General features: G+C 72.5%; 12 protein-coding genes. 4 read left to right on the top strand and 8 right to left on the bottom strand.

Annotation, left to right across the window (positions count from 1 at the left end; all coding sequences use genetic code 11):
• Positions 1-774 (top strand): hypothetical protein (locus MR1_RS20225; RefSeq protein WP_409366271.1); only part of this gene is annotated, 774 nt, incomplete at its 5' end.
• 130 nt (positions 775-904) lie between these two features.
• Entirely contained in the window at positions 905-2,113 is a 1,209-nt protein-coding gene (locus tag MR1_RS16575) for an MFS transporter (RefSeq protein WP_067249514.1), read from the top strand.
• 32 nt (positions 2,114-2,145) lie between these two features.
• Here the strand turns inward: MR1_RS16575 and MR1_RS16570 are convergent, their stop codons facing one another.
• Both MR1_RS16570 and MR1_RS16565 read right to left on the bottom strand, forming a co-directional pair.
• A complete protein-coding gene (locus MR1_RS16570; protein ID WP_084344831.1) occupies positions 2,146-3,114 on the bottom strand; it encodes an AraC family transcriptional regulator in 969 nt (322 codons plus the stop codon).
• Positions 3,115-3,239: 125 nt separating this feature from the next.
• A complete protein-coding gene (locus MR1_RS16565; RefSeq protein ID WP_067249511.1) occupies positions 3,240-4,103 on the bottom strand; it encodes a MarR family winged helix-turn-helix transcriptional regulator in 864 nt (287 codons plus the stop codon).
• Between the two features lie 88 nt (positions 4,104-4,191).
• Between MR1_RS16565 and MR1_RS19545 the strand changes: the two genes are divergently transcribed.
• Positions 4,192-4,797 (top strand): MarR family winged helix-turn-helix transcriptional regulator, encoded by a 606-nt coding sequence (locus MR1_RS19545; protein ID WP_255218182.1) that lies wholly within the window; start codon positions 4,192-4,194, stop codon positions 4,795-4,797.
• Between the two features lie 244 nt (positions 4,798-5,041).
• Here the strand turns inward: MR1_RS19545 and MR1_RS16555 are convergent, their stop codons facing one another.
• From MR1_RS16555 to MR1_RS16545, 3 genes are all read right to left on the bottom strand, one after another.
• The gene (locus MR1_RS16555) at positions 5,042-6,463 is read right to left on the bottom strand and encodes an MFS transporter (RefSeq protein ID WP_067249509.1); all 1,422 of its coding nucleotides are present in this window, start codon (positions 6,461-6,463) and stop codon (positions 5,042-5,044) included.
• A gap of 61 nt (positions 6,464-6,524) precedes the next feature.
• Positions 6,525-7,124: a DUF2165 domain-containing protein gene (locus tag MR1_RS16550; protein ID WP_067249506.1), complete on the bottom strand. Its 600-nt coding sequence runs from the start codon at positions 7,122-7,124 to the stop codon at positions 6,525-6,527.
• 102 nt (positions 7,125-7,226) lie between these two features.
• Positions 7,227-8,771: a nucleobase:cation symporter-2 family protein gene (locus MR1_RS16545; RefSeq protein ID WP_067249502.1), complete on the bottom strand. Its 1,545-nt coding sequence runs from the start codon at positions 8,769-8,771 to the stop codon at positions 7,227-7,229.
• A gap of 264 nt (positions 8,772-9,035) precedes the next feature.
• On the opposite strand from MR1_RS16545, the gene MR1_RS16540 reads away from it, so the two are divergent.
• The gene (locus MR1_RS16540) at positions 9,036-9,629 is read left to right on the top strand and encodes a toprim domain-containing protein (protein ID WP_067249499.1); all 594 of its coding nucleotides are present in this window, start codon (positions 9,036-9,038) and stop codon (positions 9,627-9,629) included.
• A gap of 162 nt (positions 9,630-9,791) precedes the next feature.
• On the opposite strand, the gene MR1_RS16535 is transcribed toward MR1_RS16540, so the two are convergent.
• The 3 genes from MR1_RS16535 to MR1_RS20450 form a co-directional block, all read right to left on the bottom strand.
• On the bottom strand, positions 9,792-10,802 hold the full coding sequence (locus MR1_RS16535; protein ID WP_084344829.1) for an NAD(P)/FAD-dependent oxidoreductase: 1,011 nt from the start codon (positions 10,800-10,802) through the stop codon (positions 9,792-9,794).
• A complete protein-coding gene (locus MR1_RS16530) occupies positions 10,799-12,220 on the bottom strand; it encodes an FAD-dependent oxidoreductase (protein ID WP_067249496.1) in 1,422 nt (473 codons plus the stop codon). The genes MR1_RS16535 and MR1_RS16530 overlap by 4 nt, the downstream gene beginning before the upstream one ends.
• Positions 12,217-12,477 (bottom strand): hypothetical protein (locus tag MR1_RS20450; protein ID WP_217996242.1); only part of this gene is annotated, 261 nt, incomplete at its 5' end. The genes MR1_RS16530 and MR1_RS20450, both read right to left, overlap by 4 nt.

The raw sequence follows: 12,477 nt of genomic DNA, 5'->3' as shown, positions 1-12,477 counted from the left end.
GGGTCCCCCTTCGGCGGCCTGCCCGCGGCGCCGCCGGCCACGGACCTGCGGCGGGACGACGCTGCCGTGGAGGACCGCAGCTACCGCGGATGGACCGTCGCGATCCTCGGCTTCCTCGGGCTGCTGCTCGTCGGCGCGATCGTGCTCATCGTCTTCCTCCTCGGGCAGTCCTCGTCGTCGGCGGCGCCCGCACCGGCGCCCACCGCATCGCCTTCGGCATCGTCCTCGGCGGCGCCGTCGGTCGCCCCGTCCCGGTCGCCCTCGACCACTCGATCGCCGGCGGCGTCGGCGAGCCCGCGCCCCACGGAGACCGACGCCGCCGTCACGCCCCGCCCCGCCGCGCGCTGCGACGAGGTCTGCACGGCGCTGGCGGATGAGGCCGGGGCCCGGATCGTCAGCGCCGACGGCGCGGTGACCTGGCGACTCGCGGAGGAGTGGGAGACGGCGGACACCAACTCGGCCAACGCGGCCGAGGTGGCGCACGCGGTCTACACGTCTTCCGTGGGCGAGGTGGAGATGACGGTGTGGAGCTTCACGGGCGGATCCGCGGCCTCGGACCGCGCGTTCGAGCGCTTCGCCCAGGAACGCGGCACCCCCACCTCGCAGGACACCGTCTACGACGACGGACGCGGCATGCGGTACGACTACGACTCCGCGACGACCTCTGCCGTCCTCTGGACGGTCGGCGACGACCCGTCCCGCTCCTGGGTGATGCTCGTGGAGGGCCCCGCGGGCGACGAGGTGTTCCAGTTCTACCTGGCCCTGCCGCTCTGACCCGACGCTCGCCGCTGCGGATCCGAGGGATGAGCGCCGACCGTCGTGCCCTCGCGGAGGCCGGACGATCCGTCGGGTGCGACGGACGCCCGGTAGGGCGGGCGCCGCGGAGCCACGCCAGAGTGGAAGCATGACCACGACCGCCCCCACCCCCGTGACCACCGCCGCCGGATCGGCCCCGCTGCGCTACGGCGCCCTCATCACGATGATGGCGATGAGCTTCCTGCTCGTCACGGCCGAGTTCCTGCCGAACGGCGTGCTCACCGAGATCGCCGCCGACGTGGGGGTCACGCCCGGGCAGGCCGGCCAGATGGTCACCGTCACGGCGCTCGTCGGGCTGCTCGTGGCCCCGACCATCGGACTCGCGCTTCCTCGCCTCGACCGCCGCTCCCTGCTCGTCTGGATGGCGGTGGCCGCCGCGGTCTCCAACATCGTCGTCGCGTTCGCGCCCTCGCTGCCGCTGCTGCTGCTGGCTCGGATCCTGCTCGGCGCGGCGCTGTCCGGGTTCTGGACGATGTCGATCACCGTGGCCGCGCGCATCGCCGGTCCCGAGCGCCTCGGCCGGGCGGTGATGTTCACGTCGGCGGGAACCTCCCTCGCCACGGTCGCGGGAGTGCCGATCGGCGTGATGCTCAGCGAGCTCGCCGACTGGCGGACGGTCTTCGTCATCGCCGCGGTCGCGACGGGAGCCCTCGCGATCGCCCTGCGGATCCTCCTGCCCTCGGTCCCCGCGGAGAACGCCGCTCGGCTCTCCGTGCTGCTGGACACGGTTCGCCGCCCGGGCATCGCGCTCGGCGTCGTCGGCCACGTGCTCGTGGTGCTCGGGCACTTCCTCGCCTACACCTACATCCGGCTCGCGCTGGACCGGGTCCAGATGGACGGCACTCCGATCGACGCGGGCACCGTGATCCTGCTGCTCGCCGTCTTCGGCGTCGGCGGTCTCGTCGGGAACCTCGTGATCGGCGTGGTCATCGACCGCACCTACCGTCTGTTCGCGGTCGTCTCCCCGCTCGTGATCGCCCTGATGGTGCTGCTCGTGATCCTCGGATCCGCTTCCCCGTGGACGATCGGCGTCGCCGCGTTCGTCTGGGGCTTCTTCTTCGCCTCGTGGCTGCTCATCGTGAACACCTGGGTCGGGCACCGGATGCCGGATCGCCTGGAGGCCGGCGGCAGCGTCGTGGTCGTCGGATTCCAGGCCGCCATCATGATCGCCGCCGGGGTGGGCGGCGCGCTGGTGGACGGTGTGGGGATCGAGGTCGTGTACGTCGCCGGCGCCGTCGCGCTGGCCGTGGGCGCGGTCCTGTTCGGTCTGTCCAACCGGGCGGGCGCGCGCCGCTGACGCCGCGGCCTCCGCCGTGGGAGGCGAGGGGCTCAGGCGGGAAGCGCGGCGGTGCGCGCGGCCCGCCAGGCCGACGGGGTCATCCCGGTGTGTCGACGGAATGCGCGGCTGAACCCTTCGTCGGATCCGTAGCCGAGCTCGCGCGAGATCTCGCTCACGCTGTAGCCGCGGCGCAGCAGCTCCTGGGCGGAGCGCATCCGCACGTCGGTCACGTAGCCGAGGGGCGAGCGGCCGAAGGCCTGCCGGAAGCGCTCGGCGAAGACGGAGCGCGACATCGCCCCCAACGCGGCCAGGCTGTCCAGAGACCAGTCCCGACCGGGCTCGGCCTGGATCGCGTCGACGACCCGGTCCAGGAACGGGTCGTTCGACAGGGACGGCCAGCCGGCGGGGGCGCAGCCGTTCGAGGACCAGGCGCGGATCACCGAGGCCAGCACCGTCCGGGACATCATCCGGCAGATCGTGAGGTCGCCCTCCCGGTCGGGGCAGGCGTTCTCGCGGTCCACGCCCATGTGCTGGGCGAGCGCGGCGGCCGCGGGCTCGAGCGTGTCGAACCCGGTCACGAAGGCGCGCTCGGGGAGCAGGCCGGCGACGTGGGCGGATCCGTCGGCGAGGTCGAGGGCCGACAGCAGGATCCGCGCCCGTCCTCGAGCCTCCAGCGCGAGCGACCGGCCGCGGGTGGACAGCAGGACGTCACCCGCGGACAGCGCGCTGAGCGGCGGCTTCGCCGGCGAGAGGGAGACCCGGCCGGTCGGCCGTATGGTGCAGGAAGAGCCGCCGTCGGAGAGGATCCGGACCTCGCCGTCGAGCACGTACACGAGGGCGAGGTCGCCCGCGTCGACGGGGAGCACCTCTCCCGCATCGAGGGAGACCCGGATCTGGCGCCGGATGTGCACGTCGACCGCCGCGAGGACGGTTTCGAGCGCCGCCGTCGGCCGGCGTTCCGGCGCCGCGACGGCGACACGCGGGCGGACGGTCGGGGCGGGGGCGGCGATCGTGCTCATAGAAGGACGAACCAGCGCTCGGAACGACGTATTCCGTCGTGACGTCGCGTGTGCGCGCCGGGACATGCGAAGGCCCCGCGTTCGCGAACGCGGGGCCTCCGGCGGCCGGGCCGGCATCGGAGAGGTCAGCGCTCGCCGAGGTGGAGGTGGATGTGGGTCGCCCCGGAGCGGCCGTGGCCGCCGTGAGAGGGGCGGCCGTGGTGCGAGTGGCGACCGCGGCGGCCGTCGTGTCCGTGGCCTCCCCGCGGCCCGTCGCACTCTTGGCGGTCGAACCGGTCGGCGGGGCCGAACCGGTCGGCACCGGGGAACCGGTCGAACCGCTCGGTGCCGTGGTCGCCGTGCGGCCGGCGGCCGAATCCGGCGTGCGTCGGGTCGGTGTGGTGCGGGTCCGCAGGACGGCCGTGGCCGAAGTCGGTGTGTCGGCGCATTTCGCGCAGCACGGCACGGAAGGCGCGACGTGCGCGGTCGTCCTGGCCGTCGTCGTGTCGGTCCTGGTGCCGATCGCCGTGCCGGTGATCGCCGTGCCGGTGCTCGCCGTGCCGGTGCTCGCCGTGCCGGTGGGTACGCCCGGGGCGCCGGGGAAGACGCATGCCCTCCTGCCAGCCGAGCTCGCGCGCGATCTTCTCGAGCGTCGAGGCCATGGCGGCGAACTCGTCGGGCTCGACGGCGCCGGCGATGCGGGCGCGGATGCCGGCGACGAGGGCATCGAGGCGTTCCTTCGCGCCACGTCCTTCGTCGGTGAGCGTCCAGCCGTCGCCGTCGCTCGCCACCCAGCCGAGCTCGACCAGGCGGCGCAGCTTGGACGCCGACAGCGGGCGATCCGACGGGACGGTCCCGTCGACGAGGTTGAGCAGGCGCCACTCGCGACGGCTCACGCCCTCGTTCTCGAAGGCGCGGGCGAACTCGGCCGCCATCAGGCGGTCGACGGCGGTGATCCAGAAGCCGAACGGTCGATCGGCGGAGTGTGAGATGAAGTCTTGGGTGTTCATGGGTGATGTCCTTTGCTTGTCATTGTGCATGTGTATGTAGTGTGACATGTGAATTAGATGCATGTCAAGTCGCATGTAAAATGAGCGGGTGAGCACTCCGCAGCGCCCATCGGACGGCGAGGTCCCCGATCCCGTCGACGCGATCTTCGCGTTCCTCGGACGACTTCGTGGACGAGGGCCCTTCGGCCCCGGGGATCCGCGCATGCGCGGCGGCCCGCACGCCCGGGGTCACCGGCACGGCGTGCCCGCTCCCTCGGACGGCGACCGGGAGGGAGTGGGCCTGCACGGCGGGCACGGCCACGGCGGCCATCGCGGGCACCGCGGGGCCGGGATGCCCGGCGGGCGGGGCGGACACGGGATGGACGGACGCGCACCCGCGCGGCTGCGGATGCTGGAGGCGCTCGCGGGGGGTGCTCTCAGCGTCAGTGCGATCGGCGAGGCGATCGGGGTCGATCAGCCCCGCGCCTCACGGCTCGTGCAGCAGGGCGTGGACAGCGGATGGGTGGTCCGCGAGGCGGATCCGGAGGACGCGCGGCGCACCCGCATCGTGCTCACCGACGAGGGCCGACGGCTGATCCGTGGCGTCCGCGGCGAGCGGCGCGAAGTGCTCGGTCGCGCCCTGGAGGCGCTGGAGCCGGAGGAACGCACGGAGCTCGCACGTCTGCTCACGAAGCTCGCCGAGAACTGGCGCTGACCCCCCTCGGGGCGTCGGGCGTTTCGTCTCGCTGCGCTCGCTCAACGACCGTCGCGCCTTCCGGTCGTTGAGCGAGGAGCGCAGCGACGAGTCGAAACGTGGTGACCCAGCGCTGGGGGCGTGTCGTCTCCCTCCGCTCGCTCAACGACCGTCGCGCCTTCCACCGGTCGTTGAGCGAGGAGCGCAGCGACGAGTCGAAACGTGGTGACCCAGCGCTGGGGGCGTTTCGTCTCGCTCCGCTCGCTCAACGACCGACGCGCTCGCGCACGGGGAGCAGCAGCAGGAGGCCGATGAGCAGGACGAGGACGATCCCGAGGATGCCGAAGGCGGTCGCCCCGGTCAGCACGATCAGGACGGTCCACGCGCCCGAGGCCATCCAGCTGGCGGCGCGGCCGGTCGTGGCGTACAGCCCGAAGATCTCGCCCTCGCGTCCCGCCGGGGTGACGCGTGCGAGGAAGGAGCGTGCGGCCGCTTGGGCGGGACCCACGAAGGCGCAGAGGATCAGGCCCCCGATCCAGAACACCGTCTTCCCGGAGTCCACGAGGAAGAACACGGCGAGACCCGCGACGACCATGGCCGTCAGGGCGGTGAGGATGACGCGCTTGGGGCCGAACCGGTCGTCGAAGCGCCCGGCGACGATGGTGGAGACCCCTGCGATGAGGTTCGCGGCGACCCCGAAGATCACGAGCTCCATGAATCCGAACTGGAAGATCGTGCTCGCGATCACGGCGCCGAACGTGAACACGCCGCCGAGCCCGTCGCGGAAGACGGCGCTGGAGAGCAGGAACCAGAAGGTCGGCCGGGTCTCGGGGTTCCGGTAGAGGCCGGCGACGTCCTTCGCCAGCAGGCCGTACGAGGCGAGGAACCCCACCTTCCGCTCCGGCCGGCCCAGCGACGGCTCGGGCACGTGGAGGAAGATCGGGATCGAGAAGACGATGGCCCAGACCGCGCATCCCACGGCGATGAGACGGAACGGGAGCCCGCCGTCGTCGGGGAGCCCGAACCAGTCCGCGCTGTAGAACACGATGACCAGGACGAGCGCGACGATCCCGCCGAGGTAGCCGAAGCCCCAGCCGAGGCCGGACACCCGCCCGACGGTGCGAGGCGTGGCGATCCCGATGAGCATCGCGTTGGAGTTGACCGCCGCGATCTCCCCGAACACGGCGCCGGCGGAGATGAGGGCGACTCCCAGCCAGAACAGGGACGGCGTCGGATCGACGAACCACAGCCCGAACATGCAGGCGACGAGCGCTCCCGTCCCGATCCCGAGCCACAGCTTCTGGCGTCCCGCCGCGTCCGCCCGCTGGCCGAGCACCGGCGCGAGCACGAGGATCGCGAGGCCGGCGATGGTCGACCCGAGGCCCAGGCCGCTGGTGAGACCCGCGATCGCGGACTCCTTGACCGGGTCGTCGGCGTTCAGCGCCGCGATCTCCGGCGGCAGGAACGCGTCCGTCGTGAGGTAGAGCGCCGTGAAGATGAACGTGAGGATGACCGTGTTGAAGGGCTGGGTGGCCCAGTCCCACAGCGCCCAGGAGTAGATCTGCTTCTTCGACGCGGGCTCCTCGCCGCGCAGCTCCAGGCCGATGACGCCGACGGCGCCGCTGTCGGCGGTGGCCGGCGGTCGGTCGGCGGGGCGTCGGGCGGCCGGATCCTCGGGCGTGCTCATGGACGAAGTCTGTCCTCGCCGGGTGAACGCCCGGTAGCGGCGCGCCGCAGGCGATCCTCGCTCACGCCGCGGGGGCGGCGGGCGTCTCGGCCACGGCGGGCTCGCCGTCCTGCCAGCGCGGCGAGGGCAGGTGCAGCAGGATCAGTCCGATGCCGGCGAGCGTCGCGTTGCGGAACGCCGGGTCCAGGCCGTTCCAGGCCTGCGACCGCCACATCTGGAACCACTCGCCGCCCATCGCGATGAATCCGCCGACGAACAGCAGCACGATCATCACCCCGCCGATCGTCGCCCAGCGCCGGGCGGCGCCGTAGCCGTGACCGAGGAAGCCGCGCACGAAGAACACCACCGAGACGATCAGCGCGACGGCGGCCAGCGACTCCCAGACGATGATCCCGACGTAGCCGATGTTCCACACGACCGGGTTCGAGATCGCCCGCCACATGACGTCCGGATCCAGGCCGGTTCCGGCCTGCTGGCCGAAGTTGGTCGTGTCCATGGACAGCACGTGCTGGACGAACGCGAAGTTCGTCTCGTAGTCGGTGATGTTGCCGAGTGCCACCAGGAAGATGTACAGGCCGTTCACGAGGGCGAAGGCGGCGGCCGCGAACGGCAGGGTGCCGATGACGTGCCAGCGCGGCGCCGGGGCGGGGGATGCGGTCATGCCTGCACCGTAGCGCCCTTGCGGCTCCGGGAACAGAGGCCCGGCGAGCGAACCTCGGCGCCGCGGCGGCCGCCCCATCCGATGACGCGAGGCGGGGCGAGGTCAGTCGGCCTTCGGGGTCCCGTCCGCCGCGGAGCCCTCCACAGGGCGCTTCGGGTCGACGACGCGGACCGTGCCCGTCGGGACGATCGGCACCTCCTGGCCTTCGGCGTCGATGATCTTTCCGTCCACGACGGAGTCGCCGTCCTCCAAGGCGTCGAGGAGCTCCTCGGGCACCGACCGGCTCGCCGCGGCGACGAAGACGCTGCGGTCGCCCTTCGTGTTCGAGCGGCGCACGAGGTGGTTGAACACGAGGTTCAGCAGGATCGCCATGATCGTCGTCGAGCTGATGGCCGAGTGGAAGATGACCGTGAACCAGGACGGGAACCCGTCGTAGATGCTCGGCTGCACGAGCGGGAGCAGGCCGAAGCCGAGCGAGACGGCGACGGTGATGAGGTTGAGGTTGTTCTTGTAGTCGACCTTGGAGAGGGTCGCGATGCCGCTCGCGGCCACGGTCCCGAACAGGACGATGCCGACGCCTCCGAGCACCGGGGTGGGGATGGCGGCGACCACGCGCCCGAGGACGGGGAGCACGCCCAGGACGACGAGGATCACACCGCCGGCGGCGACGACGAAGCGGCTCTTCACGCCCGTGATGGCGACGAGTCCGACGTTCTGCGCGAACGCGCTCTGCGTGAAGGAGTTGAACACGGGGGAGACGGCGCTGGAGAGCATGTCGGCGCGCAGGCCGTTCGCGATGCGCTTCGAGTCGACCTTGGTGCCGACGACCTCGCCGACCGCCAGGATGTCGGCGGTCGTCTCCGTGAAGGTGACGAGGATCACGATGAGCATCGACACGATCGCGGCGATGTCGAAGGTCGGCAGGCCGAAGGCGAACGGCGTGGGCAGCGCGAAGACGGGTCCCTCGCCGACCGTGGAGAAGTCCGCGACGCCGATGACCGTGGCGAACAGGGTGCCCAGGGCGAGGGCGATGAGGATGCTGAGGCGCGCGATCGCGGGCGTGCCGAACTTCGTCAGCAGGATCACCAGCAGCAGGGTCAGCGCGGCCAGGCCCAGGTTCGCGACCGAGCCGTAGTCCGGGGCCTCGGCGTTGCCGCCCATGGCCCAGCCCGCCGCCACCGGGAGCAGGGAGAGACCGATCGAGGTGATCACCGTCCCGGTGACGACCGGAGGGAAGAACCGGATGATCAGCGCGAACGCGGGGGCTATCAGCAACCCGATCGCGGAGGCGACCAGCACGGCGCCCATCACCGCCTGGATCCCGCCGTCCCCCTGGATCGCGAGCATGGTGGCGACGCCGGAGAACGACACGCCCTGCACGAGCGGCAGCTTGGAGCCGAAGAACGGCACGCCGATGGTCTGCAGGATGGTGGCCAGGCCGCCGATGAAGAGCGAGCACGCGATGAGGGTGCCGATCTCCGCCTGGGAGAGCCCCCCGGCCTGTCCGACCACGAGCGGCGGGGCGATGATCCCGCCGTACATGGTCAGCACGTGCTGCAGGCCGTAGGCGAAGCTCGGGCCGATGCCGAGCCGGGCGTCCTCGGGACGGTCGGTGGGACGAGCGTGCCGCGTCTTCGTCTTGCTCATGTCTCGCGCTTCCTGATCGTCGTCGATCAATAATCCGCAGTACGGAAAAAGAGTTCCGGACTGCGACAATGTTAGGCCAGTCGTTCGGGCCGGTCAACCGTCCGTCGCCGCACCGACCGTCCAGCGGCGGTCTGTGCATCATCCTCCACGGTGCCCGATCTGCACATCTATTCCCGATCTGCACACGTTCTCGCGTGGCGGGTGTGCAGATCGGGCGGGAGTGTGCAGATCGGGTGGGCGAGGCAGGCGCGGTAGCGTCGTGCCATGTCGGGATCACGGTCCGCCGGGCCGGTCGTGCTGCTCGAGGGGGAGAGCGACCGGCTCGCCCTCGAGCAGGCCGCGCGCGTGCTGGGGCGACCGCTGGCGGGCGTCGCGCTGGACGTGCTGGGCGGGATCACCAACCTCCGCTCGCGACTGATGGCCCTGGCGGCATCGGGAGCGGAGCCGGTTCTGGGGCTCTACGACACCGCGGAGGAGAGGTTCGTCGTCGGCGCGCTGGCCGCCGCCGGCCGGATGGATGCACCGGCAGCGGGAACGGTGTTCGACGCGCTCGCCGCGGTCGGCTTCCACGGGTGCGCGCGGGATCTGGAAGACGAGGTGATCCGCGCGGCGGGGCCTGAGCTGGTGCTCGAGACGCTGGCCGCCCGGGGCGAACTGGCGCTGTTCCGGGTCTTCCAGGGACAGCCGGCGCAGCGTGTGCGGTCCGTGGAGGCGCAGCTGCACCGCTTCGCCGGGACCGCGGGCGGGCGCAAGGCGCACTTCGCCGCGGATGTGATCGCGGCCCTTCCCGCCGACCGGATCCCCGCCCCGCTGCGCGCGCTGCTGGACGACCTCGCGTCCCCGCCGCGGCCTCGCTAGACGTTTCGTCTCGTCGCTGCGCTCCTCGCTCAACGACCGGTGGTGCTTCTCGGTCGTTGAGCGACACTTCGACTCGCTGCGCTCGCTCAGTGCGGGTCTCCGCGAGTCGAAACGTCGAGGCGCGTTCCGTCACGGGGCCGCGGCCTCGCTCAACGACCGAGGTCAGTGCGGGGTCGAGACGCCGAGGGCGTCGTGCACCATCGCCGTGGCCGCCCGGGCTCCTGCGCCGGCCGCGATGATGAGCTGCTGCGGACCGGGCGAGGCGGCGTCTCCCGCGGCGTAGAGACCCGGGATGCTCGTGCGGCCGGCGCGGTCGGTGACGAGGTGGCCCGCGGCGTCTCGATCCGGATCGATGCCGTCGAGGAACGCGAGGTCCAGCGACCACTCCGGGCGGACGAACCCGCCGTCCAGCGGCAGGACGGCCCCGCCCTCCACGACGGCGTGCACGATCCGGCCCTTCTCCGACACGAGGTCGAGGACCCGCCGCCGCTCGACGACGACGCCGATCGCCGCCAGCTCCGCCTCCTGCACGGCGTCGAGGACGTCCTCGCCGTGGGTGAACACCGTCAGATCGTCGGTCCATCGGGCGATGAGCCGCGCTCGCACGGCCAGATCCGGCGTCCGCCCGAACAGCGCGAGGCGCCGCTGCTGCAGCTCCCACCCGTCGCACGCCGCACAGCTGAACACGCTCACGCCGTAGCAGCCGAGGAGCCCCGGGACCTCGGGCAGGGTCTCCCGCAGACCGGTCGCGAGCAGGACCGTCTGGGCACGCACGCGGGACTCCGGTTCGCGTCGGCCGACCTCGGCCTCGAACGGGGCGTGCGGATCCGTCGTCCTCCGCAGGGACAGCACGCGCCGCCGGGAGAGGATCTCGACGTCGGGATAGGCGCCGAGCTCCTCGCGGGCGAGGCGACGCAGCTCGTGCGGAGGCACCCCGTCGCGGGTGAGGAAGCCGTGCGAGTTCAGCGTCGCGGCGTTGCGAGGGCGGTCCGCGTCGACGACGAGGACGCGGGAGCGGGATCGGCCGAGGCCCAGGGCGGCGGACAGGCCCGCGGGCCCTCCGCCGATGATCAGCGCGTCGTACGGCTCGGCGAGAGCGCCCGTGCCCGGACCGGCGACCGGCTCCGCCGCCTCACCGCCGCCCGGCCGGGAACGGGGGACCCCGCTCCTCATCGCGCCAGGGCGCCGGCGGACGAGATGGCGACCTGCTCGTCGCGCGGGATCACCTTGACGCGTTCGCGGCGGTGTTCGTGCGTCTCCCCGAGCGCCCGCTCGTGGGCGTCCAGCGCGAGCCAGCCGTCCCAGGTCGTCACGGCGACCTCCCGGGCGACCAGGTCGTCGAGCAGATCCCCGGAGTCCGCCGGCTCGGACAGACGCCCCGCCCTCGCGTCGTCGAGGAGGTTCGCGATGGTCTCGCTCGCATCCGACTTCGTGTGACCGATGAGCCCGACCGGTCCGCGCTTGATCCATCCGGTCGCGTACAGACCGGGCTCGCCGTCGACCCGTCCGCCCTCGTTCGGGACGACGCCGCGGCGCTCGTCGAACGGGGCCCCCAGGACCGGGGAGCCGAAGTAGCCCACGGCCCGGTACACCGCCTGGACGGGGATCGTCCGTTCCTCGCCGGTGGCGACGACGCCCTCCGCGCCGGGAGCGGTCCGAGCGAAACGGACGGCCTCCACCCGCTCGGACCCGAGGATCTCGAGCGGCGCGTGCCAGAAGTGCAGGTGCAGGCGCCGCGGCGCTCCGCTCGGCTCCCGCGTGCGCCAGGATTGGAGCGTCCGCAGCATGATCTTGAGCTGGTTGTTCGGCGCGGCGGCCGGGTCCACGCCGTCGAAGTCCTCCTCGTGCAGCACGATGTCGACGCCGGCGACCTCGCCGAGCTCGCGGAGCTCGATGGGCGTGAACTTGATGTCGGCGGGGCCGCGGCGCCCGAAGACGTGCACGTCCGTCACCGCGGAGGACTCCAGCCCGGCGAGGACGGAGTCGGGCACTTCGGTGCTGCGCAGCGCGGCGGCGGGTTTGGCGAGGACGCGGGCGACGTCGAGGGCGACGTTGCCGTTCCCGATGACCGCGACGGAGGCGGCATCGAGCGGCCACTCTCGCGGCACGTCCGGGTGGCCGTCGTACCAGGCGACGAAGTCCGCCGCCCCGTAAGAGCCGGGAAGGTCCGCGCCGGGGACGTCGAGGACGGCGTCCCGGATCGCCCCGGTCGCGAGGATCACCGCGTGGTAGCGGGCGCGCAGTTCCTCCAGCGTGACGTCGCGGCCGACCTCGACGTTGCCGAGGAACCGGATGGAGCGTCGAGGAGCCGTCTCCGTGCCACCCGCCGCGTCGGACGGGGGCGCGTCGAGCATCTCGTGCAGGGAGTTCACGATGCCCTTGATGCGCGGGTGGTCCGGGGCCACGCCGTAGCGGATGAGGCCGTACGGGGCGGGGAGCGACTCGATCAGGTCGATCTCGACCCGCGCGCCGGCGTCCTCGGCCTCGCGCACCGCGGCGACGGCGGTCGTGAGGATGTTCCCGGCGTAGATCCCGGCCGGGCCGGCGCCCACGATCGCCACGCGGAGAGGGGAGGGAAGGGAAGAGGTCATCGGCGCGGCGCCTTTCGCTCGGCGGAGGAGGGTCCGGGAACGGCGGCGCTGGCGCTGTCTCCAGTCTCCTCCGGAAGGGGGTGGAAAGGGAAGGGCGGCTCGTCGCGACGGACGGCCGCGAGGAGCCCGGTGTCGACGGCGAGACCGGCTTCCAGCGCCTCGGCCAGTCGTGCGACGGCGCCGGCGCGGCGGGTCCGCGCCGCGGGCGGCGGTGGCGGCGTCGACGGCTCGGGGGACGCTCCCGCGGAGGCGCGGGG

The organism is Microbacterium resistens NBRC 103078 (assembly GCF_001552355.1).
Lineage (GTDB): Bacteria > Actinomycetota > Actinomycetes > Actinomycetales > Microbacteriaceae > Microbacterium > Microbacterium resistens.
Note: the sequence above shows the minus strand (reverse complement) of the source record. Positions and strands in the feature narration are given on the sequence as shown.